At 66.2% G+C, this 22,690-nt stretch carries 23 protein-coding genes; 14 read left to right on the forward strand and 9 right to left on the reverse strand.

All coding sequences use genetic code 11. The features are described 5' to 3' along the window. Nucleotides 1-40: 40 nt before the first annotated feature. From Poly30_RS21265 to Poly30_RS28765, 8 genes are all read right to left on the reverse strand, one after another. Nucleotides 41-1,987 carry a hypothetical protein gene (locus Poly30_RS21265; RefSeq protein ID WP_145202056.1) on the reverse strand — a complete coding sequence of 649 codons (1,947 nt, stop codon included), beginning with the start codon at nt 1,985-1,987 and terminating at the stop codon, nt 41-43. Between the two features lie 211 nt (nt 1,988-2,198). After that, on the reverse strand, nt 2,199-3,272 hold the full coding sequence (locus tag Poly30_RS21270) for an alkaline phosphatase D family protein (protein ID WP_145202059.1): 1,074 nt from the start codon (nt 3,270-3,272) through the stop codon (nt 2,199-2,201). A 45-nt stretch (nt 3,273-3,317) separates the two neighbouring features. Then, on the reverse strand, nt 3,318-4,007 hold the full coding sequence (gene alkB / locus Poly30_RS21275; RefSeq protein WP_419191383.1) for a DNA oxidative demethylase AlkB: 690 nt from the start codon (nt 4,005-4,007) through the stop codon (nt 3,318-3,320). A 276-nt stretch (nt 4,008-4,283) separates the two neighbouring features. Next, nucleotides 4,284-5,234, reverse strand: a complete 951-nt coding sequence (locus Poly30_RS21280; protein WP_145202065.1) for an alpha/beta fold hydrolase — start codon at nt 5,232-5,234, stop codon at nt 4,284-4,286. Between the two features lie 106 nt (nt 5,235-5,340). Next, nucleotides 5,341-5,976 (reverse strand): lipocalin family protein, encoded by a 636-nt coding sequence (locus tag Poly30_RS21285; RefSeq protein WP_419190455.1) that lies wholly within the window; start codon nt 5,974-5,976, stop codon nt 5,341-5,343. Further along, nucleotides 5,973-6,260: a hypothetical protein gene (locus Poly30_RS21290; protein ID WP_145202068.1), complete on the reverse strand. Its 288-nt coding sequence runs from the start codon at nt 6,258-6,260 to the stop codon at nt 5,973-5,975. The genes Poly30_RS21285 and Poly30_RS21290 overlap by 4 nt, the downstream gene beginning before the upstream one ends. Nucleotides 6,261-6,348: 88 nt before the next feature. Beyond that, on the reverse strand, nt 6,349-7,506 hold the full coding sequence (locus tag Poly30_RS21295) for a saccharopine dehydrogenase family protein (RefSeq protein WP_145202070.1): 1,158 nt from the start codon (nt 7,504-7,506) through the stop codon (nt 6,349-6,351). 88 nt (nt 7,507-7,594) lie between these two features. After that, nucleotides 7,595-7,909, reverse strand: coding sequence for a hypothetical protein (locus Poly30_RS28765; protein WP_419190456.1), 315 nt, complete (start codon nt 7,907-7,909; stop codon nt 7,595-7,597). A 210-nt stretch (nt 7,910-8,119) separates the two neighbouring features. On the opposite strand from Poly30_RS28765, the gene Poly30_RS28770 reads away from it, so the two are divergent. From Poly30_RS28770 to Poly30_RS21330, 7 genes are read left to right on the forward strand one after another with little or no spacing between them, the layout of a single operon-like run. Beyond that, nucleotides 8,120-8,620, forward strand: coding sequence for an RrF2 family transcriptional regulator (locus Poly30_RS28770; RefSeq protein ID WP_419190457.1), 501 nt, complete (start codon nt 8,120-8,122; stop codon nt 8,618-8,620). Then, nucleotides 8,620-9,834 carry an IscS subfamily cysteine desulfurase gene (locus tag Poly30_RS21305; RefSeq protein WP_145202076.1) on the forward strand — a complete coding sequence of 405 codons (1,215 nt, stop codon included), beginning with the start codon at nt 8,620-8,622 and terminating at the stop codon, nt 9,832-9,834. Before Poly30_RS28770 ends, Poly30_RS21305 begins: the two co-directional genes overlap by 1 nt. 30 nt (nt 9,835-9,864) lie before the next feature. Beyond that, nucleotides 9,865-10,272: a Fe-S cluster assembly scaffold IscU gene (iscU, locus tag Poly30_RS21310; RefSeq protein ID WP_145202078.1), complete on the forward strand. Its 408-nt coding sequence runs from the start codon at nt 9,865-9,867 to the stop codon at nt 10,270-10,272. A gap of 43 nt (nt 10,273-10,315) precedes the next feature. Then, a complete protein-coding gene (locus tag Poly30_RS21315; protein WP_145202081.1) occupies nt 10,316-10,645 on the forward strand; it encodes a HesB/IscA family protein in 330 nt (109 codons plus the stop codon). A 7-nt stretch (nt 10,646-10,652) separates the two neighbouring features. Continuing rightward, nucleotides 10,653-11,330, forward strand: coding sequence for an iron-sulfur cluster co-chaperone HscB C-terminal domain-containing protein (locus Poly30_RS21320; protein ID WP_145202084.1), 678 nt, complete (start codon nt 10,653-10,655; stop codon nt 11,328-11,330). Between the two features lie 22 nt (nt 11,331-11,352). Then, nucleotides 11,353-13,224: a Fe-S protein assembly chaperone HscA gene (hscA, locus tag Poly30_RS21325; protein WP_419190458.1), complete on the forward strand. Its 1,872-nt coding sequence runs from the start codon at nt 11,353-11,355 to the stop codon at nt 13,222-13,224. 18 nt (nt 13,225-13,242) lie between these two features. Beyond that, nucleotides 13,243-13,743, forward strand: a complete 501-nt coding sequence (locus tag Poly30_RS21330; protein WP_145202087.1) for an aminoacyl-tRNA deacylase — start codon at nt 13,243-13,245, stop codon at nt 13,741-13,743. A gap of 77 nt (nt 13,744-13,820) precedes the next feature. On the opposite strand, the gene Poly30_RS21335 is transcribed toward Poly30_RS21330, so the two are convergent. Further along, entirely contained in the window at nt 13,821-15,188 is a 1,368-nt protein-coding gene (locus tag Poly30_RS21335; RefSeq protein WP_419190459.1) for a fasciclin domain-containing protein, read from the reverse strand. A 234-nt stretch (nt 15,189-15,422) separates the two neighbouring features. Here Poly30_RS21335 and Poly30_RS21340 point away from each other — a divergent pair, with 234 nt between their 5' ends. The 7 genes from Poly30_RS21340 to Poly30_RS21370 all read left to right on the forward strand — a co-directional run bounded on the left by Poly30_RS21340 (nt 15,423) and on the right by Poly30_RS21370 (nt 22,658). Continuing rightward, the gene (locus tag Poly30_RS21340) at nt 15,423-16,877 is read left to right on the forward strand and encodes a tetratricopeptide repeat-containing sulfotransferase family protein (RefSeq protein WP_145202093.1); all 1,455 of its coding nucleotides are present in this window, start codon (nt 15,423-15,425) and stop codon (nt 16,875-16,877) included. A 29-nt stretch (nt 16,878-16,906) separates the two neighbouring features. Further along, complete coding sequence (locus Poly30_RS21345) at nt 16,907-17,191, forward strand: CPCC family cysteine-rich protein (RefSeq protein WP_145202096.1); 285 nt, start codon at nt 16,907-16,909, stop codon at nt 17,189-17,191. A gap of 211 nt (nt 17,192-17,402) precedes the next feature. Further along, complete coding sequence (locus tag Poly30_RS21350) at nt 17,403-17,582, forward strand: hypothetical protein (RefSeq protein WP_145202099.1); 180 nt, start codon at nt 17,403-17,405, stop codon at nt 17,580-17,582. Nucleotides 17,583-17,964: 382 nt separating this feature from the next. Then, nucleotides 17,965-20,493, forward strand: a complete 2,529-nt coding sequence (locus tag Poly30_RS21355; protein WP_145202102.1) for a cation-translocating P-type ATPase — start codon at nt 17,965-17,967, stop codon at nt 20,491-20,493. Between the two features lie 167 nt (nt 20,494-20,660). Next, entirely contained in the window at nt 20,661-21,011 is a 351-nt protein-coding gene (locus Poly30_RS21360; protein ID WP_145202105.1) for a hypothetical protein, read from the forward strand. Between the two features lie 7 nt (nt 21,012-21,018). After that, complete coding sequence (locus tag Poly30_RS21365) at nt 21,019-21,543, forward strand: Rab family GTPase (protein ID WP_145202108.1); 525 nt, start codon at nt 21,019-21,021, stop codon at nt 21,541-21,543. Next, nucleotides 21,540-22,658: a sensor histidine kinase gene (locus tag Poly30_RS21370; protein WP_145202111.1), complete on the forward strand. Its 1,119-nt coding sequence runs from the start codon at nt 21,540-21,542 to the stop codon at nt 22,656-22,658. The genes Poly30_RS21365 and Poly30_RS21370 overlap by 4 nt, the downstream gene beginning before the upstream one ends. Nucleotides 22,659-22,690 lie beyond the last annotated feature (32 nt).

The following is a 22,690-nucleotide window of genomic DNA, read 5'->3' on the forward strand; positions in this document are numbered from 1 at the left end:
CGGTACCGCCGGAGGATGGAGCCGGAAGGCGGAGCCTGGCTCACCAGCGGAGTCCGAACGCGCGCGTCGTCTGCTCGATCACCTGCACGGTGCCCTCGTCCCGGGTGTCGAACTCGGCATCAAGTAGTCGGTACCGCCAGACGCCCCGTGGAAGGAGGAGCGTCGCCGATCTTGGCTCGACTCGGGAGTCATGGGACCAGCGGATGACGCCTTGCTTCCATCGGCCGAAGAACGTCAGGTCGGTGGTGCTGTCTCGGGTAAGCACGAGCGTTCGATAGGCCCCGTCATGATCCTCGGTTGGAGAGCGCGGCGCAGCGCGAAGTCGCCCGCCGATCCCAGGGGATTCGAGAACGAGCTTCTGGGTCCCTTCCTGGCCAACGTCGATGCGAGCGCTGGCCGGAAGATCGAATCCGCCATCGAGGCCATGGGCGGTGACGTCGCACAGATTCCGGGGCCAGCGCGGACGGCTGAACTCCAGTTCGTAGCCTTGGGCGAGGCGGTGGCCGGTGTCTGACATTTGAATGAGTCGATCCCGCGGCGGCTCCAGGCCAACGTTCATCGACCAGTGAGGCACGGGTTCGCCCGACGCGTTCAGGAAAGTCACATCGACATTTTGGCTGCTGGATGGCGCCTGCTGGAGAACGATGTGCACTACCGGGTGGGTCTCGCCGTCCTTGACCTCGATGATCTGCTGGTCGGCCCAGACTTCGTAGTCCGCCCCCCGGGACGTGACTCGAATCCGGTAGTGGCCCGGACCGACCACCGGCACGCACCAACGGCCGTCGCCGATATCGCCCTCGAAGAGCCATCCTTGCGACCACGGGGGCGAATCCTCTGAAGGAGCGAGCGTCTGTTCAGATTCCGCTTCGCTCTTGTCCACCGCCGAGACCTCTACCGAACAGTCCCGCACCGGCCTGCCGTCCGTGGACTTGACGCTCAGGTTGACGATGGGATGCGTCAGCACGATCGGATTCGTGAACGTCTCGTCGAGTTCGATCCACTCCATGCTGTCGTCGCTCGAAGCAGCAGGCCTGCTCGGAGCGATAACCCATTGGGTATCGCTCCAGGTTGGGAGCTGAAGGACTCCATCCGTGCCGGTAAAGCGGTCGAAGCCCCAATAGTGGGGAACGTCGGGTGTACCGCGGACGAAGGCACTGAAGGGCACAGAACAAGGGGACGCCTTGCCTGCAGGGACGAGCTTGACGGTCTGCCAGTCTTCGGGGGGATCCAGTGCCAGAACAACCACTTCGGACAGGTGGCGTTCCAGCCTTGCGCCGCTGAGCACCAGCAAGCCGCGCCCCACCGATGGGTGACACGCGGCGAGCGTCAACTGATCCCGATCGCCCAGGTCGAAGAAGAAGTAGCCCCCAGGGCCGGACTCGAGGGAGTCAGAGGTGCCATCCAGCCGGTCGACCCACTCCTTGGACTCCTCCTCCCAGCGGCCCGCCAGCAGGGTGGCTCCGGCGACAGCCCTCCCTTGCTGATCCACGACTCGTCCAACGATCGTGCGGCCAGGGACCATCTCTACATCCCGGCCAGTCAGCTCCAGTTCATCGAGCGCGTCAAGGCATTCGAAGAGCGCGTAGTAGCCAGAGGACTGGTCCGCAAGCTGATAGCCCGGCTTGAAGATCTTGGCTAGCAGGTCCACCCCGGCCATCTCAGCAGGGTTGAGCTCGAGGATCTTGGTGAGCGGAACTCGCGCCTCACCGTACCTATCTGTGACCGCGGAACCCAGAACATGGTCGAACCGCCCGAGGCTCCCCATGAACGAGCCGAGCCGGTAGCTCGCCCAGACCCTCACACCGGCGATCGGGGTCCCATGCTCCTCATCGAACGCCCGAATCAGCCAGGTGGGCTCGTCGGTCGTGGCGGATACCGAAGGAGCGAGGAGGCTCGCTGTCTCCTTTGGCAATACGGAGGGACTCTCCGGTCCCTGGGTGAAGTGAGGGGCCACCGGCCCACAGAGCGTTGCCAGGAGAAGCAGCATGGCGAGAGTAGGCGGCGAGACCGCCTGAGTTGCATCGTGCAGGTCATCTTTCCGCACTTGGTCTTCCCTCGGACCACCAGGCCCGGTGGCGGTACGAACCCCTCGCTGATTCCGCCACTCCAGCGCGCAGTCAGACGGCGTCAAATCTGGCCCCGACCCAGCGCCGCCATGGCGTCCTGGCGACGAAAACGCCATGAAGCGCCGATGCGGATCATTCGGCAGCGCGCAGACGGTCGAGCGGCACGATCTGCTCGAAGGCCACCTTTCCCTCCACGGTGCAGGCTTGCATGCGCACCTGCGTCTCGTCGGCGTCCCAGTCCAGTCGAACGAGCCCGAAGTTCTCCCCCACGTGCAGCATGCCGGGGAGCCGATACCGATTCACCGCAGCCGGCCAGGTGGGATGGGGCGACTGCGTCAGGCCACTCGAGGTGAAGTCGTACAGGGGGTACGGGCCTTCCTCGGACCGGGAGATCTCGGCGAAGTGAACGTCGCCGCTGAGGAACAGGACGCCGCCTGCCCGGGTCGACCCGATGAGGTCGAACAGCCTCTGGCGTTCGTGCGGCATGTTTCCCCAGCACTCCATTCCTTTCTCCCACGGGACGGCCTGGATGGTGGAGACGATCAGCCGGACCTCCGCGTCCTTGCGGAGCTCGGCCTCTAGCCAGCGCCACTGCGTTTCCCCGAGAAGCGTGCGAGCGGTATCGTCCGTCGGCTCGTACCAGCCGACGACGTTGGCCTCACGGCGCTCCTCTGCGTTGAGGGTGCCGCGGTCGATCGGGTCGCGGAAGTAGCGGGTGTCGAGCAAGATGACCTGCACGCGCCTTCCAGGATCACCCATGATCGTGGCGCCGTAGATCCCTTCGTGTTCCCGGCGCGGGTCGTCTTCGGGAACACCGAACACGTCCAGGCACATCTTCGCCGACTCCGCCCGCATCGGGTACTCCCGGCCCCCATCGTTCTTGCCGTAGTCGTGATCGTCGTAGACCGCCAGGACCGGGCAGGTCCCGACGAGCCGCTGGTACCCTGGCACCGACTCGAGCTGACCGTACTTCGCCCGAAGAACGGCCATGTCCTCGGTATCGCCGTAGATGTTATCTCCAGCAAAGACGAACAAGTCCGGCTCTGTCGCCACGATCGCGTCCCAGATCGGCTGCTCGCGATCCTGATCGGAGCATGCTCCGAAGGCGATCGTGGTCGGCCCGCTGGGCTCCTTGACGGGGAGTGCGCTGCAGCCGGCGAACAGCACGCAAAGAGCGGCAGGGAAAGCACTGGAGGTTGGATTCATGAACTCATACAGGTGGCTTCGAGGCTCTTTCCCAAGGCCTCGGTCTTATCGGGGGCGTAGGCCTCTGTCGTCCGACCGGGCCACGCGGAAGGTCAAGTTGATACGGCATGGACCGGTCGCCGGGTGGCGTCCGGCCTCGATCGGGCGCACGCCGTGAAAGCACAGCCGAGCCGGTCCGCCCCAGACGACGACGTCTCCGTGCTCCAGGGTGCGCCGCACGGTGGGGTCGCTGCGCTCCAGGCCGCCGAATTCGAAGACCGCGGGCAAGCCGAGTGAGACAGACACGATGGGGTGCCGGAAGTCCTGCTCGTTGCGGTCCTGATGCAGGGTCATTCGCGCTCCCGGCTCGTAGCGATTGATCACGCAGGCGTTCGGCGTGAAGCCCGCGAAGCCCGCCGCTTCGGCCGCGCTCCGCGCGACGTCCTTGAAGAGGTCCAGCATCGGCGGCCAGGGCCGGTCAGTCATCGGATCGCGTGAGGCGAAGCGGTAGCCGTGCTCATCCGTCACCCAACCGGCGACCCCGGCGTTCGTCATCCCCACCGACATCGGCCGCCCGCCTGGGGTGCTCATGCGCCGAAAGGCCGCGTGTGCCGCTATGGTCTCGACCTCCGCTAGCAGCTCGGGCGCGACAATGAGCGCGCGGCGCGGCATATACGCTGCCCCGGGTGCGAGGTCGATCCTGGGTGCGTCACCCTTGCCTGCCGCACCATGGTGATCGAAGAGGCCCGGCGTCAGGCCGGCCAGCGCTTGTCGTTTCGACTCCCCCATGTTGGAAAGACTCTAACCGAAAGGCGACAGCCGCCTCGAAGTGCGCCTGGTGGCAACCTTCCAACGACCCGTGCGGGCCACCGCTCTGCCACCGTCGACACCTGCCCCTGGCTCCCCTACCCCAACGATCTCTCACGTCGTCGCCACCTCCGACCCCGACCCAGCGCCGCCACGATTGTGAAGATGAAAAACGCGGCGGCTTTGGGTCGGGTTCGGTACCGCCACACTTGGACTTCCGATCCGTCAGCGGCCGGGAGACTCGTCAAGGAACGCCAGTACCGTCGACCGCCACCGGTAGCGGCCCTTCTCCAGATGCACGGCATGCCCGCCGCCGGGGATCACGGCGAGTTGCTTGTCCGTCGAAGGGAGCGCCTCGAACAGCGCCGACATGTCTCCGATCGAATGGCTTGCCTCGTGCTCCCCTGCGATCACCAGGGTGGGTGCGAGGAGCTTCTCGGGATCGATGAGGGGGAGGTTCGCGTAGTAGTCGCGGAAGACCCCGTTGGGCGAATCAGGGTCCGCGGCGATCGCCGCCCTGGCGTACACATCGACGAGCTTCGGGTCGAAGCAGCCCTCGACGAAGTCCGACTTTGCATCCTCGAGCGTACTGATCCGAAGGCGCTCGTCGGGGAGCTCATACTCGTACTCGAGCGGCTGCCATCGCGTTCCGTAGAGCACGACCCGCGACACGAGCTCCGGATGCTCCTGGGCGAAGAGCGCGGCGACCTGGGAGCCCCAACTCCAACCGACGAGGGACACTTCCTCCACCGAACGAAGCTCGCAAATTCGCTCGACCACGACCCGCAGATCCTTGACCACGTCCGCAGCCTCGCTCCAGTTCTCCCCCTCAGGATTCGTCGATTGCCCGTACCCGCGGGCGTCCACGGCGAACGTATCCCAGCCCTTGCGCGCGAAGGACTCCATCGTCGAGTAGTCCTCGAACTGCAGGTCGAAGTCTGGACGCCCCGACCACGTGCCCCCATGCAAGAAGAGCACGACAGGAGAGCTCACTCTCTCCAGCGAATCGTTGACCTCGAGCGCCACCTCCCAGGCATGAACGGTGCCTCCGTCGACCTCGAGCGGATGATCTCTCCTGCTGAAGTCAGGAAGCGAGCCCGTCTCCTCGCCTGCCAGCGTGGATGCGACGATGGAGCAAGCACTGGCCATGACGAATCTCGACTTGAAGTGGCTCATGCAGCTTAGTCCACGGGATGCCGAGTTCCGGGCACGTGTGCAAGCGGAGGTACCCGCTCAGCCGTGGAACGACGCATCACGCTCGCCCCTCGGCGGGCTTTGCGAACTACTCCTCGTAAGTCGAGCGCGCCAGGCTATTCTGTGCCGCCTGGCTCACGGGATGGCCCGGGTCTGGCCAGCTTTGTGGCACGCGGCGCAGGTCCGAGAGGTCATATCCGAGGGCCTCGACGCGTGCGGCGAGCCGGTCGTAGCGCTCGTCCGAGATTTCGGCGTCGCGCGTCATGATCCAGGCGTAGTCGCGCTTCGAGCGCGCCACGATCGTCTCCGTGTACGCGTCGTCCACGTAGGCGATCAAGTACTCGGCCTTGAAGGGCCAGATGAAGCGCATGCTCCATTCGGCGCCCGTCTTCTCGTCCTCCACGAAGCCGGTGGGCTTGTTCGTCTTGATCGAACCGTCGAAGGCGCCCTCGCGGAACGCGTAGATCGTCTGGATCTTCCCCTCGTCGTCGCGCACGTAGCTCTCGACGGCGTTGTAGGCGTCCTTCTCCGTGAAGATCGGGACGTGGCCCTGGACGTACCAGTCACCCATGAAGCGTTCGACGCTGACGTTCTGCTCCGTGGGGAGCGGCTCGTCGGGAGAGGAGAAGAAAGTCATGACGGCAAAGGCGATGAGGAGGGCGATGGCGGCGAGCGCGAGCAGCTTGCCGGCGGATGGAAGACGCGGGCGATAGGGAGCCTTCACGAGGTTTCCGAATCGCTGGAGGGAAGCGACGCGAGCGCGTCGACGATCTCCTGGAGCGTGCCCGCGCTCGTCGCGTTCGGATGCTCGGCTTCATCCCCCTTGGCCGTCATGCCCTCGTTCTGGGCGCGGAGATGGGCTTGTTCGTCTCCTTTCCACTGCTCGAGAAGCTCGCGTCGCCGTGCAACGGGCAGAGCCTTGCACTCCGCGACTTCCTGGGGAGAGGCGTCTTCGGTGAGCGGCGCGGGGAGGTCGACGGATCGGTGGGTGGCGTGGTGTTGGCTCATGGTGGTTCACCATGGGCGCGCGAGCTAAAGCGCGAGTAAAGAAGCGGATGAGAAAGCGCTGAGCTCCCCCACCCCTTGTCCTGATCGATCAGCCGCGGTTCTCTTCGTCCACGTACGCGAGCGATACGAAGGGACCGTTCAGGAACTCCTGGGTCGGCACCTGCGACTGCAGCAGCGAACCCGTCAGCTTCTTCTCCAGCGCGATGCGAAGCACCTCCGCGATGCCGGCGGAGGTCGTCGACTGGATCGCGCGCAGCCGCTGGCCCGCGACTTCGATGCTCGGGCAGAAGAAGGCCCGACGCTCTGCGCGCAGCACGCCGCCGCTGTCCTTGCCCTCGACCGCCGCGTAGATGATCACGATGTCGTCCTCGACGTTCGGAATGGCCGCTTCCATCTGCTCCTGGAGCACCGCCGGACGATCGTCGCCCTCCGGGATGTTCTTCAAAAGGCCCTCGATCCACTCGTAGTGACCGGGGTAGCGCAGCGTCTTGTAGTCGAGGTCGCGCACCTTGCCCGCGAGGGCTTCCGGGAGGTCGGCCGCGCCGCCGGAGGTCAGCGCTTCCTCGTAGGCGAGACCGTGCATCAGGAGCGTCTTGCGCTCGGTCAAGGACGGCAGGTTCACCGTCTTGTAGTCGCGCACTGCGATCGCGTCCTTCACGTACTCGGTCGCGACGCCGACAGGGCTCCACGTCCAGCCATAGAAGTGCGGCTCGGCCGCGTGACGCGTCAGGGCGCCGACGCGCATCTCCAGCTTGTCGACCTTCGTGACGCCCCAGTCCTTCGTCGCCTTCAGGTACAGGTCGTGCCCGAGGATGTTGATGAAGCCGGGGGCAAGGCCGCACTGAAGGCCGAAGCAGGTGCTCGCGCCCTCCGCGATGCCCATGACCTCGTTCGTCTCGGCGACGTACTCGGTCAGGTTGAAGTAGTGGCAGCCGTGCTCCTTCGCGAGCCGCGCCATGCGGGGCGCCTGGGCTCCCGGGAGGCAGTCGAGGATCGCGTCGGCCTTGGCGAGGATCGCGTCGAGTTCGGCCGAGGAGCCCTCGCCGGGCATCGTGATCCCGCGGGCCACGGGAGCGTCTGTCGGGACCTTCACGTTCGCGAAGGCGGCGGCCTCATCGGCGGCGTCCTGGGAAAGGTCCCCGAGGACGACCTCGGCGGCCATGCTCTTTTCATTGCGGAGAAGGAGCGCCAGTGCGCGGCCAATGCCGCCGGAGCCAGCGATGAAGATGGTCGGTCGTTGCGCCATGTCGGGCTTGCGCCTCGGGAGGCGCGGGAGTCAGGGGTCGTCGAACAGGATTTTGGCGCAGCAGGGTATCCGGGACGACGTTCGCGGATCAGGCGGATCCGCGGGGTTCCCCGAAGGAATCCCCGAAGGACTCACCCCCGCGCCTCGAACTGGCTTGTCCGCGGCCGCCCGACCGGGGCGGCGGCGTGCCACCCCCGGGCTCTTCTTCCCCCTGCGCCAGCGCCGTCTCGGCGTCTGCGTCTTCCAGCTCGGCCGCTTCCTGCCCCCACGGAGCATGGAAAACGCCGGGCAGGGTCTCCAGGAGCCGCTCCGCGCAGGCCACGCAAGGATCGCCGTGCTCGTCCTCGTTGAGGGCATTCACCGGACCACCACACTCGATGCAAACAGGAATTCCTTTCGTCATGACCCTGCTTCATCGAGCCGTTCGGCGCGCCTCCTTGAGGCTCAAAGCGTGATCCGGACCGACGTCCCGCTCAGGGAGAGCCCGAATCCGGGCCAAATCTCCCTCCGGGGCTTGCCCTCCCTCCAAATAGCACTAATCTACAGCCAATCGAAAGAGCACTCACGCGGTGCCCTTTCCCGCGCCGATAAGCGCCCTTGCCCACTCCCTACCGTGCTCAAGCTCAACAAACGCACCGAATACGGCCTGATTGCCCTGGTTCACCTGGCAGAACAGGCAGCCCGATCGCCCGAAGGCGTCGAGGCACCGGTCGTGAGCGCGCGCGCCATCGGGGACCTCTTCCCGGTCCCCCGCAGGCTGCTCGCCGAAGCGCTCAAGCAGCTCCAGCAGGACGGCCTCGTGACGTCGACGCGCGGCGCCCAGGGCGGCTATCGCCTGGCCCGAGCCGCCGAGGAGATCTCGCTCGGCGAGGTCGTCTCGAGCCTGGAGGGCGAACCCTCCCTGACGAGCTGCGCGGGCCTCGGCGCCGCTGGCCTGAACAGCAGCTGCGACGTCGAGTCCGTCTGCCCCATCCGATCACCGCTGGCGCGCCTCCGCACCGGCATCTGGGCCCTCCTCGAGGGGGTGTCCCTCAAGTCACTCACCGACCGAACCATCGAGCCCACCGCTCTATTCGCCGGGGAATCCCTCTCCGGCCGCTCCTCCAGCCTCTGATGACGAACCCGATCTATCTCGACTACCAGGCCACCACGCCGGTCGACAAGCGTGTCCTCGACACGATGCTTCCGTACTTCACGGACGCCTACGGCAACGCCGCCAGCCGCAACCACGCCTTCGGCTGGGTCGCCGAAGAGGCCGTGGACACCGCCCGCGCTCAGATCGCCTCCCTGATCAACGCGTCCGAGAAGGAGGTCGTCTTCACCTCGGGCTCGACGGAAGCCATTAACCTCGCCATGAAGGGCGTCGGTGAGATGTACGGCTCCAAGGGCAAGCACATCATCACGTGCCTCGCCGAGCACAAGGCCGTGCTCGACACCGCGAAGCACATGGAGAAGCTCGGCTTCGAGATCACCTACCTCCAGCCCGACAAGAACGGCGCGGTCTCGGCCGAGTCCGTCCGCGATGCGATCCGCGAGGACACGATCCTCGTGGCGATCATGTGGGCGAACAACGAGGTCGGGACGATCAACCCGATCCGCGAGATCGGCGCCGTCTGCCGCGAGAAGGGCGTGCTCTTCTTCAGCGACTCGACCCAGGCCGTCGGCAAGATCCCGGTGGACGTCGAGGCCGACAACGTCGACATGATCTGCTTCTCGGGGCATAAGGTCTACGGGCCCAAAGGCGTCGGCGCCCTCTACGTGCGTCGCCGCAAGCCGCGGGTGCGCCTCGTCGCCCAGATGGACGGCGGCGGCCACGAGCGCGGCATGCGCTCCGGCACGCTCAACGTCCCCGGAATCGTCGGACTCGGCAAGGCCTGCGCCGTCGCAGAAGCCGACCTCGAGAAGGACATGGCCCACAGCAACGCGCTGCGGGAGCGCTTCGAGAAGAAGATCTTCGACTCCCTCGACTATGTGTTCATCAACGGCGACGAGCACAACCGCCTCCCGGGCTGCTCGAATCTCTCCTTCGCCTACGTCGAGGGCGAGTCGCTCATCATGGGCTTCAAGGACCTCGCGGTCTCCTCGGGCTCGGCCTGTACCTCCGCGAGCCTCGAGCCGAGCCACGTGCTCCAGGCCATGGACGTCGGCGACGAGCTCGCCCACAGCTCGATCCGCTTCGGCTTCGGCCGCATGACGACGGAAGCCCACGTGGATTTCGCCGCCGACCAGGTCATCACGGCCGTCAAGAAGCTCCGCGAACTCTCCCCCCTCTACGAAATGGTCCAGGAAGGCATCGATCTCTCGACGATTGCCTGGACGGGTCACTAAACACACCAACGCCTGACAGCACCTAGAACCATGGCATACAGCGACAAGGTCCTCGACCACTACGACAACCCCCGCAACGTTGGCTCCCTCGACAAGAAGTCGAAGGACGTCGGCACCGGCATCGTCGGCGCACCCGAGTGCGGCGACGTGATGAAGCTCCAGATCCAGGTCGAAGGCGATACCATCGTCGACGCCAAGTTCAAGACCTTCGGCTGCGGCTCCGCCATCGCGTCCTCCTCCCTCGCCACCGAGTGGATCAAGGGCAAGAAGGTCGACGAGGCGCTCGCGATCTCGAACACCGCGATCGTCGAGGAGCTGGCTCTTCCGCCCGTGAAGATCCACTGCTCGGTCCTCGCAGAAGACGCCATCAAGGCGGCGATCAAGGACTACAAGGAAAAGAACGCCTCCGCGGCTCCTGCGGAAGCGCAGAAGGCCTAAGCCCCGGCTTTCCAGACCCCTCCCAACAGGACAAGACACTCCCATGGCTATCGGCATCACTGAGCGCGCGAAGAAAGAAGTCGAGCGCATCCTCGACGACCAGAACATGCCCGACGGCACGGCGCTCCGCGTCGGCGTCAAGGGCGGCGGTTGCTCCGGCTTCTCGTACACCCTTGGATTCGACGACGAAGTTCGCCCGACCGATCAGATCAACGAGGACGAGGGCGTCCGGGTCGTCTGCGACCCGAAGAGCTTCCTGTACCTGAACGGCACGGTCGTGGACTTCGAGGAGAGCCTCATGGGCCGCGGCTTCAAGTTCACGAACCCGAACGCCAACAAGAGCTGCGGCTGCGGCGAGTCCTTCAGCGTCTGAGCCCGAAATGATCAGTCAGCCGGGCAGGCAGCCGGGGAGTCAGCGGAATAGCCAAGAGGGCGCTCCGCAGGGTCTCTGCCCGAGCTGCAGCGCCCCTCTCCAAACGCCGCTGGCCTGTGGGTCCTGCGGCGTTCTGATTGACGTCAGCCACGACGAGCCTTCGCCGTTCGCCATCCTGGGGCTGGACGTCACCTTCGACGTGGATGCCAAGGACGCGCGCAAGCGCCTTCGCCGCATCGCGCACAAAGTCCATCCCGACTTCTACGCAACTGCGGGCGAGCAACAGCTGGACCTCGCCGAGCAGAACAACGCGCTCCTGAACCGCGCCTACGAGATCCTCGTGGACGACGTGCGCCGGGCCGACTGGATCGTTCGAAATTTCGGCGGTCCGGGCGAGAAGGATCTCGGCTGCATGCACCAGGAGTTCCTGATGGAAGTCATGGAGTGGAACGAAACCCTCGACGAGAACGAACCTGGCTCGGACGAGTTCCAGGCTCTCGAAGCCGAGCTCCAAGCCGAGCGTAAACACCTCATCGAATCGATCCGGGGCTACCTGACGCCGCTCCCTGACCCGAAGACGCCCGAGGGTGCCCTCGCGCTCAAAGACGTCCGCAAGGACCTCAACGCCCTGCGTTACATCGACCGCGCGCTGACGCGCGTTTCCGGCCTCCCCGCCCCTCTCTGAACCCAAACCGAAGCGATCCCCCGTGGGCTACATCGAACTCGACGTCCTGGACAACCAGCCGAAGCGCATCGTGATCGGAATCGATCTCGGTACGACCAACTCGCTGCCTGCGATCTGGTCGAATGGCCGGCCCGAGGTCCTGCGCGTCGAGGGCGAGCCCGCGCTCGTCCCCTCGGTCGTGCACATCCAGGAGGACGGCACGGCCATCGTCGGCCGCTCGGCCCGCGCGCGCTCCCTCGAGGACCCCGAGCACACGATCCACAGCGTCAAGCGCTTCATGGGCCGTTCGCTCAGCGATATCGACCAGGCCGACCTCGACCGCCTCCCCTACCAGGTCTCGGAGACCGAGCGCGGCCTCGTCCAGGTCGAGGTCCGCGGCAAGAAGCTCACGCCCCAGGAACTCTCCGCGCTGATCCTGCGCGAGGTTTGCGCCCAGGCGAGCGCCGCCATGGGCGGCGCCGAGATCATGAGCGCCGTCATCACGGTGCCCGCCTACTTCGACGACGCCCAGCGCCAGGCCACCCGCGACGCCGCGCGCCTCGCCGACATCGAGGTCCTGCGCATCGTGAACGAGCCGACGGCGGCTTCGCTCGCCTACGGCCTCGACCAGCGCAAGGAGGGCACCGTCGCCGTCTACGACCTCGGCGGCGGCACGTTCGACGTGTCGATCCTGACCATCGAGGAGGGCGTCTTCGAGGTGCTCAGCACGAACGGGGACACGCACCTCGGCGGCGACGACATCGACGCCGTGCTCATGGACGTCCTGAAAGCAGAGATCGGCGAGGCCATCGACCCGGCCGTGCTCGCGGATCCGGCCTTTCGCCAGGCCGCCCGCCTCAGCGCCGAGAAGACGAAGATCCAGCTCTCCAGCTCGCCCGAGGCCGACCTCACGCTCTCGCTGCCCGAGCACAAGATCCACGTCCGCCGCCGAATCACCCGCGAGGAGTTCGACGCGCTCATCGCGCCGCTCGTGAAGCGCAGCCTCGACTGCGTGCGGAGGGCCATGGCCGACGCCAAGCTGGCACCCTCGGAGATCGACGAGGTCGTCCTCGTGGGCGGCTCGACCCGCGTGCCGCTCGTGCGGTCCGAGGTCGAGGCGTTCTTCGGTCGCAAGCCGCACACGGAGCTCGACCCCGACCAGGTCGTGGCCCTCGGTGCCGCGGCCCAGGCCGAGGTGCTCATGGGCGGCAGCCGCGACATCCTCCTGATGGACGTCACGCCCCTCGCCCTTGGCCTGGAGACGGTCGGCGGCGCGGCCGAGAAGCTGATCCAGCGCAACAGCCGGATCCCCTGCTCGGTCAAGGAGGGCTTCACCACATACGTCGATGGCCAGACCGCGATCGACTTCCACGTGGTCCAGGGCGAGCGCGAGATGGCGGCGGACTGCCGCTCGCTCGGCCGCTTCAAGCTCAGCGGCATCCCGCCGATGGCCGCGGGCATGGCACGGGTCGGCGTGAAGTTCCACCTGGACGCCGACGGCATCCTCACCGTCACCGCCAAGGAAGAGAGCACCGGCGCCACCGCGTCGATCGAGGTGCGTCCTTCCCACGGGCTTTCCGAGGAAGAGGTCGAGACCATGCTGGAGGCGTCCCTCGCCAACGCGAAGCACGACTTCGAGCAGCGCCGTCGCGTCGAGCTGATCGCCGAGATCGGCACGATGCTGCGGCACTCCGAGGCGAACCTTCCGGTCGCTCGCGAGCACCTCGACCGCGAATCCGTGCAGGACCTCGAGGAAGCGATCGCTGCCGCCAAGGCCGCGCAGAAGTCGTCGGAACTCGACGAGGTCCAGGCCGCGCGCGACATCCTCGATCGCGCGACGATGCCGCTGGCCACCGTCCTGATGGACTCGGTCGTCAAGGAAGCGGTGGCGGGCAAGCGCCTCGGAGACGTCTGAGCCCACGAGAGTCGCCACTTGGGTAAGAAGAAGCGGCAGCCCGGCGGCACCCCCGCCACGGCGAAGCTCGATGCGCTGGGGCTCGAGTACTTGGTGTTGACCTATGACCCCGAGGCTCTCGAGGATCTGGGATCGCTCGGGGAATCGGTGGCCCACGCCCTCGGCGTGGACCCTCCCCGGATGTTCAAGACGCTGATCACTCTCGTCGACGGCGCGCCCACCTGTGCCATCGTCCCGACGTCGAGCGAGCTCTCCCTCAAGGCACTCGCGCGCGCGGCTGGCGGCAAGCGAGCCGAGATGGCCGCTCCCGCCGACGCGGAGAAGTGGACCGGCTACGTGACGGGCGGGATCAGCCCGATCGGGCAAGCGCGATCCATGCGGCGCCTCGTCGACGCCTCGGCGGAGGATCACGAAAAAGTGGTGGTCAGCGCGGGCAAGCGCGGACTTCAGATCGAGCTGCCTGTCGCGGCCCTTCTACGAGCGAGCAACGCGACGACCGCCCCGCTCTGCACGCCATGAGAAGCGCGCCCGCCCTCGATTCCGAGGGCGGGCGCGCCAGTTCAGGTTCTCACCTGATTCGTCGCAGGATCAAGAGATCAGGGGAGCACGAAGCCCGGGGGCAGCAGCACCGTGTCGATCTTGTGAACGATCGCGTTGCGCGCGAACAGATCGGTTTCGACGAGGTCGCCGGTGACCTCGGCGCCCGTGTCGCCGTTCGAGAGAGTCACGACTCCCCCGGTCACCGTGATGGTGATCGTATCGCTGTCGATGTTGTCGACCGACGACGTGGTGATCACTTCCCGTGCCTGGAGCGCGTCGGCGACGACGTGGTAGCGAAGGACCTCCTCGAGGAGCGCGTCGTTCGAGCCGTTCTGGAGAGCCGTCAGCGCCGGATCAGCCCAGGCCGCGTCCGTCGGGGCGAAGATCGTTGCGGCGGGGAGACCGTTCAGAGTCGTATCAAGACCCGTGATTGCGGTGACGTTGGCCGCGAGGGCGGTAAGATCCGTCTCGCCGGCGATGACGGTGACGACCTCGTCACGGGTCGCGATCACGCCGTCGATCTCGTGGATCAGGCTCTGGGTCGTCGGAATGTTGAAGGCCGTGATGTCGATGCCGTCGACCGTCGGCGCCATGCCCGTGACGGCGCCGAAGTAGAGCAGCGATCCGCCAGCGCTGGTGGCGTCACCGGCGGTGACGACTGCGCTCGCGGTGTTGCCGGCACCCGAGACGATGTGAGCGTTCAGCAGAGCGTCCACGTCGACCTGGGCAGCGCCGGCCAGGAAGTCGGCGAAGTCCGCCGCGCCAGCGTTCGTGGCGAAGGTCTCGAACGCGGCGTCCGACGGGGCAAGCACCGTGATCGGTGCAGCGGTCAGGTCGAGCGACGAGGCCGCGGCAGCGGCGAGCAGGTTGTCGAAGCCGCGATCGGTGAGCGCCGCGGCGATACCGGCCGGCGGGAGGAGGACGGAGTCGATGACGTGGATGCGGCCGTTGCCGACGATGCTGTCGGCGGTGGCGACGCGGGCGTCGTTGATGTAAAGGCTGCCGTCGACGGAGTCGATGATCACGTCGGCACCGTTGTTGGTCACCGCGCTGGAGAGAGCGCTGGCAGCCGCCGAGCTGACGTCGCCGGCCACCACGTGGTAGCGGAGCGCGGCCTCGAGGTCAGCCACGTTGAGCGGATCGGTCAGGAACGCCAGGGTGTCCGCGTCGAGCGCCGCGAAGGCCGCGTTGCTCGGGGCAAACAGCGTGAAAGGACCGGTGCCCGCGAGGACGGTGTCGAGACCCGTGTCTTCGAGGAGGCTCGCCAGGGTCGTGAGACCGAGGCTGTCGACGCCCGCCGTGACGTTGGCCGGGTTCATCGGCGGCTGGTTGGTGCCACCGTCGTCGTCGCTGCTGCAGCCAGCCGCGAGTAGCGATGCCAGCGCAATGGCGGGAGTGAGGGTGTTCGTGAGAGTGAGTTTCATGTGCGTGAGTCGGTATGCGGGGAAAGGGATGGGGTCCATACGGACGCGTCCAATTCGTTTCGGTTGGCTCCCCCAGTGCGGATGCAGCAGGCCCCGAGGATTCTGTCTTCCAGAGAAAGCAGGACCTAAGGCAGCCGTGAAGGCATCCTCAGAGGCGGGAGACCAACCGGGGCAGACAGCATTGCGTCCAGGCCGCCGCTATCCTCGTCAATTCCGTGGTAGATTTCCCGTCCCATGAGCAAGCGACAAAAGAAGAGCCGGTCCCCCCAAGCGGGCGGCGCCGCCACCAAAGGTCTGAAGAAGGCTGGCCCGAGTCGTGAAGAGAGCGTCAATGCGGCCCTCAAGGCGTCCTACGAGCGCCTCCAGCGCCGTCAGTACGAGAAAGCCGAGGTGATCCTCCGCAAGGCGCTCTCGGAGCTGGGACGCGACCCCAGGATGCTCGGGAACCTCGTGGCAGCCCTCGAGAACCAGGGCCGCGGTGAAGAGGCGCTCACGGTGGCGCGTTCGGCCGTCGAGCATTTCCCCGAAGACGCCCAGAGCCACAACAACCTCGGCGCCATCACCAAGTTCCAGGGTGATCTGGCCCAGGCCGAAGCCTCGTTCCGCCGCGCGGTCGAGCTGGCCCCGGACTACGCGGACGCGTGGCGGCACCTGGCCGGTCTGAAGACGTTCACCAGCGCCGACGATCCGGACCTCGCGCACATGCGCGATCTCCTCCAGCGCATGCCGCGCAACAATCCCCAGCGCGCCGCCATCTACTTCGCGATCGCCCGCGCCCTCGACGAGATCGGCGACACGGACGAAGCCTTCACCCACTTCGAGCGCGGCAACCGCGCTCGCCGGGGCACGCTGCGGTTCAGCGCACCGGACCTCAGCCGCCTCATCAGCGAGACCATCGAGCTCCAGTCCGCCGAACTCATCGGACGCGGCCCGGCCGAGGGAGCACCCGATGACGCACCCATCCTCATCGTCGGCATGCCGCGCTCCGGCTCGACGCTGATCGAGCAGGTCCTCGCGAGCCACCCCGACGTGGAAGGTGTCGGCGAGGTCCCTGACCTCCCCCGCGCCCTCGATCCGTTCATCGACGACCCGAAGTTCCGGATGCGCTCCTTGAGCCTGCTCAGCGACGACGAGCTGGCGACCGTGGGCAAGGCGTACGCGCTGTCGCTGAAGAAGCGCGCCCCCGAGGCCGGACGCATCGTGGACAAGTTCCTGACCAACTACATCCACCTGGGAACCCTCCACCGGGCCCTCCCGAACGCGCGCATCATCCACGCGACCCGGGACCCCCTCGACAACGCCTTCGGCTGCTACACGACCCTCTTCACCTCCGAGGTCCCGTTCGTCTACGACTTCAAGGAAATCGCAGCCACGATCGCGGAGTCCGGCCGCCTGATGGATCACTGGAAGTCGGTGATGCCGCACGCGATCCACGAGGTGAAGTACGAGTCGATGGTGTCCGATCTCGAGGGGGAAACCCGCAGGCTGCTGGAGTTCCTGGGCCTCCCGTGGAGCGACCGCTGCCTCGATTTCCACAACACCGACCGCCGCGTGAACTCGGCCAGCGCGACCCAGGTCCGCAAGCCCCTCTACAGTTCGTCCGTGGGGCGCTGGAAGCGCTATGAGAGCCACCTCGCGCCGATGAAGCGCGCCCTCGCCGAATACGGCGTCATCGACAGCGCGAGCTGATCGCGCCCCGTTTCCGTGACCCGACAGGCATGACCCAGCGACTCCAGGAAGGATCTGCCCAGTGCCCCTGCTGCGACTACTACTCGCTGCAGGAACGGGGCGGGTTCGAGATCTGCCCCGTGTGCTACTGGGAAGACGACGGCCAGGACCTCGACGCCCTGGACGAGGTCTCCGGCCCGAACCACATCACCCTGCGAACGGCCCGGCAGAACTTCGAGCGCCAGGGAGCGGCCGACGCCGCCGCGGTCTCGCTGGTCGCGAGCCCGGAAGCCCGCTACGGCCTGCGCCGCGAGCAGCGGGCGACCTACTTCTGATCCGACTCTTCCCCGCAGCCCACTGCAGAAAAGGCTGGTAGGGCCGGATGAGCTGCGCTACCTAGACCGGAAGCGTTCCCTCGAGAACCGCGGGCCGCTGATTCGAAGGCGAGTCCCCCGGCAGAAACGCGCATGCCTTCGAAGGCGCGCAACGCCTCCCGGGGCTCGAGCGATCTCCCCTGGTTTGCGGACGTCACCTACGCTTCGCTCCATGGGGACCCCTTCTGGCTGCGCGACGATGCGGCACTTCAGTCGCTCGCCGGATCCGTCCGTGACTGGAGCGAGGTTCTGCCCACTCTCACCGACCCGGGGCGACGTCCAACGCCTTCAGCAGTCCTTCCTCCTGGGGTTCGAGCTCGTCGCGATCGAGGACGCGGACGACTTCTACTAAACCTGGATCGTCATCGAAGACCGTCTTCGTCGAGTCTGTCCTCCAAAGCTCCGGCTGATCGTGGACCACCCGAAGCTTCCAGGCCTGGTACAGGGACTCATCCGGTGGCGCCGCTCGCGACCTCAGGGATGAAGTCGATAGCGGCGGCGTTCGCCAGCTCCCTGGTCCGCCCTACGACTTGGCGCCCGTAGCGGCTTCCGAGCCAGAGTGACGGCACGGGGCGCGATCCAGGGAGGGATCCGTGACTGGTGTCCAGATGACCCCACGGAGTCAGGACCGAAGGGGCCCATAGGATCCCCTGAAACGGCTCGGGAAACGCCATGATGACTTCGCGGATCCATTCTGTTCCGCGATCGGAAGGCGCCTGTGGGCCGACTCCCCCATGGAACGAATCTGTACGAGTGATCGAGCTGGCAGCCAGGCGGCAGGCCTCCAGGGACTGGGCGCCCAGGAAGCCTCCCAACAGCGCCAGCGATTCGGCCGCAACGACGTGGTCGATGCGTCCCCACATCCGTGGCTGACTCTGCTCAGAGAAACCGCGAAGGATCCCATGCTCTGGTTCCTCGTCCTGGCAGGTGGCCTCTACGCCCTCCTCGGGCAGATGTCTGAGTCGATCACCCTGTTCGTCTCGATCCTCCCGCTCGTCGCCATGGATGCCGTGCTCCACCGGCGGACCCAGGCCTCGACCGAAGGCCTTCAGTCGCGAATGGCAGAGAGCGCGCGGGTGGAACGGGACGGCGCTGTCGTTGAAGTGGCGGCTCACGAACTCGTCCCCGGAGACCTCGTCCTCGTTGCGGACGGCGAGTTCTTTCCGGCGGATGGCGTGGTGGTGAAAGGTGAGGGCCTGCAGATCGATGAATCCGCGCTGACGGGCGAAGCGTACCCGGTGGTCAGGTCGCCGCTCGAAGACCTGAAGAAGCTGGGGCGCCCCGAGTTCGCGGTTCCAGACGACCACCTCGGGCTGGCAGGAACGCGCCTCTTGACCGGCGAAGCGCAACTGCGCGTGGTGTGGACGGGCGATTCGACCCTCTATGGCGAAATCGTGAGGCTGGCGCAGCTCGGCCGATTCGAGCGAACTCCGCTCCAGCTTGCCATCGGACGCCTCGTGCGCGTGCTCGTCATTGCAGCGGTCGTGCTCTGTGCCGTGCTGGCCGTGGCAGAGCTCCTACGAGGTGCAGGCTGGGTCGACGCGCTGGTCAGCGCCGTCACCCTCGCCATCGCCGCGATTCCCGAGGAGTTTCCGGTGGTCTTCACCATGTTCCTCGCCGTCGGCGTCTACCGCCTGGCGCACCGCAAAGCCCTCGTTCGTCGAGCCGTGTCGGTCGAGAACATCGGACGCATCAGCTGCATCTGCTCCGACAAGACGGGCACGTTGACCCGCGGGGAGCTGCAGCTGACGCACTGGTTACCGGTGGACGAGGCTCATCCAGAAGGGCTGCAGTCCGCGGCCGCGCTCGCCGCACGCGTGGAGAGTGGCGACCCCCTGGACGTCGCCATCTTCGAGGCGCTTCGCACCGTCGCCGAGAACGGGAACCAGGCCTCGCCGCCGCAGGAGCCGCGGGTGCTCGCCGCCTTTCCTTTCACCGAGGATCGTCGCCGGGAGACGACGGTGGCTGTCTCGGAGGGCATGGTCCACATCGCGGTGAAGGGGGCCCCCGAGACCATCCTGGGGCTTTGTTCGCAGGGCGGCGACGAGCGGATCGCGTGGGCGAAGCGAGCGGACAACCTGGCGGCCGAAGGGCACAAGGTCATCGCTTGCGCGGCGCAAAGTTTCCCTGGTTCGGAATGGAGCGGGCAAGAGCCCTCAACAGGCTTCGATTTCGTGGGATTGCTGGGCCTCGAGGATCCTGTCCGAGAGGGTGCGGCCGAAGCGGTACGACGCTGCCAGAAGGCAGGAATCCGGGTGCTGATGATCACCGGGGATCATCCGGACACGGCCGCAGCCATTGCCCGCGAGCTGGGGCTGGGGTCGCCACAGGGCGCGGACGCGAAGGCGGATGGACACGCCCCGCGCGTCGTCGTGGGCCAGGAGCTGGCGGACGCGGGCGAGGAGGGACTCGATGGGCTGATCGCGAAGGCCGACGTGGTCGCTCGCGCACTCCCTTCCCAGAAGCTTGCCATCGTGCGGGCGCTGCAACGCCAGGGCGAGATCGTTGCGGTGACCGGCGACGGCGTGAACGACGTGCCCGCGCTCCAGGCTGCCGACGTGGGCATCGCCATGGGCGAGCGCGGCACGCGAAGCGCCCGCGAAGTCGCTGCGATCGTGCTGCTCGACGACAACTTCCGAACGATCGTGCATGCGATCGCCGAGGGACGGCAGCTCTTCCGAAACCTGCAGCGTTCGTTCCAGTACCTGCTGATGGTGCACGCCGGACTCGTCCTGTCTGCCACGCTGATCCCACTCGCTGGCTACCCAACGCTCTTCCTCCCCATCCACATCGTCTGGCTCGAGCTCCTCATTCACCCGAGCGCGATGCTCGCCTTCCAGGACTCTTCGGCCGACGGCCAGCTGGCTGGCGGCGTGGATCGATCGCGAGCGACGTTCTTCTCAACCCGCGAGTGGGGACTCATCGTGTTCGTCGGAGCGCTCCTCGTGGTGGGCGTGTTCCTGAGCTACCGCGCAGCCCTGGGAGCCGAACTGGACGTCGAGCGCGCCCGCGCGATGGCCATGCTCGTGATGAGCCTCGCAAGCGCTGGGCTCGTGGCCGGGCTGACACGGCTACGGACGGCCGCTGCCCGCTGGATCGTCGTCGGATCGGTCAGCCTTGCTGCCCTCTTGATCCAGCTGCCCTGGCTGGCAGGACGCCTGCACGTGGAGCCCCTCGGGCCCATGGACTGGGCCCTGGCCCTCCTGACGGTTGCGGTGGCGTGCGCCCCGATCTCGAGACTTGGCGGCACCACAGATGCATGAGCTCCACCGTGCTTCGAGGCAGAATGCGTCCAGCACGTGTCTATCTGAACGAACGGACAGCCCATTCCAGCCCCTGGCACGTCGGTGACCCGATAGACCCATCGCGTGGCACAGATCGAGGCTGAGCGCTCAAGTGCCGAAGGTCACCTGTCGATGCCGCAGTAGACATGACCAAGACCACAGCGCAGAAGACCCATTCAGCCGCCGGCTCCACGAGCCCGGCTACGACCGCGGCCGAAGAAGCGGAGGCCCTCTCGCGAGTCAGGGATCTCCTGTTCGGGGAGACCGCCCGAGAGCACTCGGACCAGCTCCAGGTGCTACAAGAGCAGATCGACCACGAGGTCGAGGCCCTGCGCGCGGAGTACGAGGTGGAGATGGCCAGTCTCCGGGCGGAGATGAAGCGCGAGTTCGACTCACTTCGATGGCAGCTGAACGATCTCGCCACCGCCAAGGTCGCTCGCCAGGATCTCGGTGCCATACTGACCGAGATGGCGGACCGACTGGCGACGGTCGGCTAAGTGAGCCATGGGTCTTAGCGTCGATGCAACGCCTCGAAAGAGGAAGTTCGTCAAGAAGGTCGTGATCCTCGGGCACTTCGGCGTGGGCAAGACGAGCCTCGTGCGTCGATTCGTCCACTCGATGTTCAGCGAGGACTACCACACCACCATCGGCGTGAAGATCGACAAGAAGGTGATCGAGACCGAGGATCACCAGCTGTCCATGGTGCTATGGGACGTCGAGGGAGGCGCGGATCAGGAGCGCATTCCCAGATCCTACTTTCTGGGCACGCACGGAGTCTTCTACGTGTGCGACCTGACAAGACCCAACACCTTCATGGACATTGACAGGAACCTGCAAGTCGTGAAGGAGCGCTCCCCGGCAGCGTCTGTCGTCGTCGTGGGCAACAAGGTGGATCTGCTCAGCTCGACCCAGCGCGCTTCGTTCGAGTCGGGTGAGAAGCTGCTGCTGGACTTCATCAGCAGCGCCGGCACCGGGGAGAACGTGGATCGCGCCTTCGGCGTACTCGGGTCAAGGATGCTCCTCCCTTGAGTCTGGCGCAGCTCAAACTGGCAGCGCTGAATGACCAGTTCCAGATCGTCGTCATCATGCCGGATGGTGAGATCACCGCCAGCTGCGACTCCCTCGTTGACCTTTCGTCACTGGTAGGAAGCAACGCCTTCGAGTGCATCTCCGCGTTCATGGGCCTTGAACCTGCGCTGGCCGCGCTCGATGACCGTCAACCGGAGCTCCTCCTGCCGACCCTCTGCACCCCGGAGTTTGGCACGGAAGTCTCCTACGACGTGAGGTTCCGGTATCAATGCGAAGGGAGTCCGCTCCTTCTGCTCCTCTCGAAGTCCAGCGCGACGGACCCCGGTGTTCGGAGCTTGCAGCAGCAACGCAATGAATCAGCTATTGCACTGGATCACACGCGGGACCAGAACAAAAGTCTGCGCAGCTATGCACACGTCGTCACACATGATCTGAAGGGTCCACTCCGCGCCGTAAAGCACCTGGTTCAGTGGATCGATGAGTCCATCGAGCAAGGGGACCGGGATCGAACCAGTGACTACCTGGCGCTTCTGAGAGAGCGCGCGGAGAGCATGGAGGCGCTGATCGAGGGAATCCTGGGCTACTCTCTCGACGGAGATGAGCGCGCCTCCGCCACGAGCGTGGACACCCTGATGCTCGTGCGCGACATCATTCGCCGCGAGACGACGGATCGCCAGGTGACCGCCACGGTCGACGAGCGGCTGCCAGTGATTCAGGGGGTCCCGTCTGCGGTCCAGCAGGTGTTCTCGAACCTGATCTCGAACGCAATCCACCACGGTCGACCGATCGGAGGTTCCTTGTCGGTCGACGTGGAGCACGAAGAAGACTTCTACCGGTTCAGCATCAGCGACAACGGCCCCGGCATCGACCCTCGCCACTTCGACGGGATCTTCGGGACCTTTACCTCCCTCCCTGCGGCGACGGGACAGGCCGGCAGGGGGCTCGGACTCAGCATCGCTCGGTCAGCCGTCGAAGCCGCGGGAGGAACGATCGCGGTGGAGTCAGAGCCAGGGCACGGCGCCACGTTCATCGTGCGCTGGCCTCGGGTAGGAGCTGCGGACGACGGCCATGACCCCAGGCACGCCGCCCCACCCCCCATGACAACACCGACATAGGGAACGGCAACCCTCAAACCAAAGACCCCGCC

The organism is Saltatorellus ferox (assembly GCA_007751475.1).
Taxonomy (GTDB): Bacteria; Planctomycetota; UBA1135; order UBA1135.

Coding starts and splice junctions, on each gene's coding strand:
- Poly30_RS21265 (WP_145202056.1), bottom strand. CDS start 1,987: ATGCTGCTTCTCCTGGCAACGCTCTGTGGGCCGGTGGCCCCTCACTTC.
- Poly30_RS21270 (WP_145202059.1), bottom strand. CDS start 3,272: ATGAATCCAACCTCCAGTGCTTTCCCTGCCGCTCTTTGCGTGCTGTTC.
- Poly30_RS21280 (WP_145202065.1), bottom strand. CDS start 5,234: ATGAGCCACTTCAAGTCGAGATTCGTCATGGCCAGTGCTTGCTCCATC.
- Poly30_RS21290 (WP_145202068.1), bottom strand. CDS start 6,260: ATGAGCCAACACCACGCCACCCACCGATCCGTCGACCTCCCCGCGCCG.
- Poly30_RS21295 (WP_145202070.1), bottom strand. CDS start 7,506: ATGGCGCAACGACCGACCATCTTCATCGCTGGCTCCGGCGGCATTGGC.
- Poly30_RS28765 (WP_419190456.1), bottom strand. CDS start 7,909: ATGACGAAAGGAATTCCTGTTTGCATCGAGTGTGGTGGTCCGGTGAAT.
- Poly30_RS21305 (WP_145202076.1), top strand. CDS start 8,620: ATGACGAACCCGATCTATCTCGACTACCAGGCCACCACGCCGGTCGAC.
- iscU (WP_145202078.1), top strand. CDS start 9,865: ATGGCATACAGCGACAAGGTCCTCGACCACTACGACAACCCCCGCAAC.
- Poly30_RS21315 (WP_145202081.1), top strand. CDS start 10,316: ATGGCTATCGGCATCACTGAGCGCGCGAAGAAAGAAGTCGAGCGCATC.
- Poly30_RS21320 (WP_145202084.1), top strand. CDS start 10,653: ATGATCAGTCAGCCGGGCAGGCAGCCGGGGAGTCAGCGGAATAGCCAA.
- Poly30_RS21335 (WP_419190459.1), bottom strand. CDS start 15,188: ATGAAACTCACTCTCACGAACACCCTCACTCCCGCCATTGCGCTGGCA.
- Poly30_RS21340 (WP_145202093.1), top strand. CDS start 15,423: ATGAGCAAGCGACAAAAGAAGAGCCGGTCCCCCCAAGCGGGCGGCGCC.
- Poly30_RS21345 (WP_145202096.1), top strand. CDS start 16,907: ATGACCCAGCGACTCCAGGAAGGATCTGCCCAGTGCCCCTGCTGCGAC.
- Poly30_RS21350 (WP_145202099.1), top strand. CDS start 17,403: ATGGGGACCCCTTCTGGCTGCGCGACGATGCGGCACTTCAGTCGCTCG.
- Poly30_RS21355 (WP_145202102.1), top strand. CDS start 17,965: ATGGAACGAATCTGTACGAGTGATCGAGCTGGCAGCCAGGCGGCAGGC.
- Poly30_RS21360 (WP_145202105.1), top strand. CDS start 20,661: ATGACCAAGACCACAGCGCAGAAGACCCATTCAGCCGCCGGCTCCACG.
- Poly30_RS21365 (WP_145202108.1), top strand. CDS start 21,019: ATGGGTCTTAGCGTCGATGCAACGCCTCGAAAGAGGAAGTTCGTCAAG.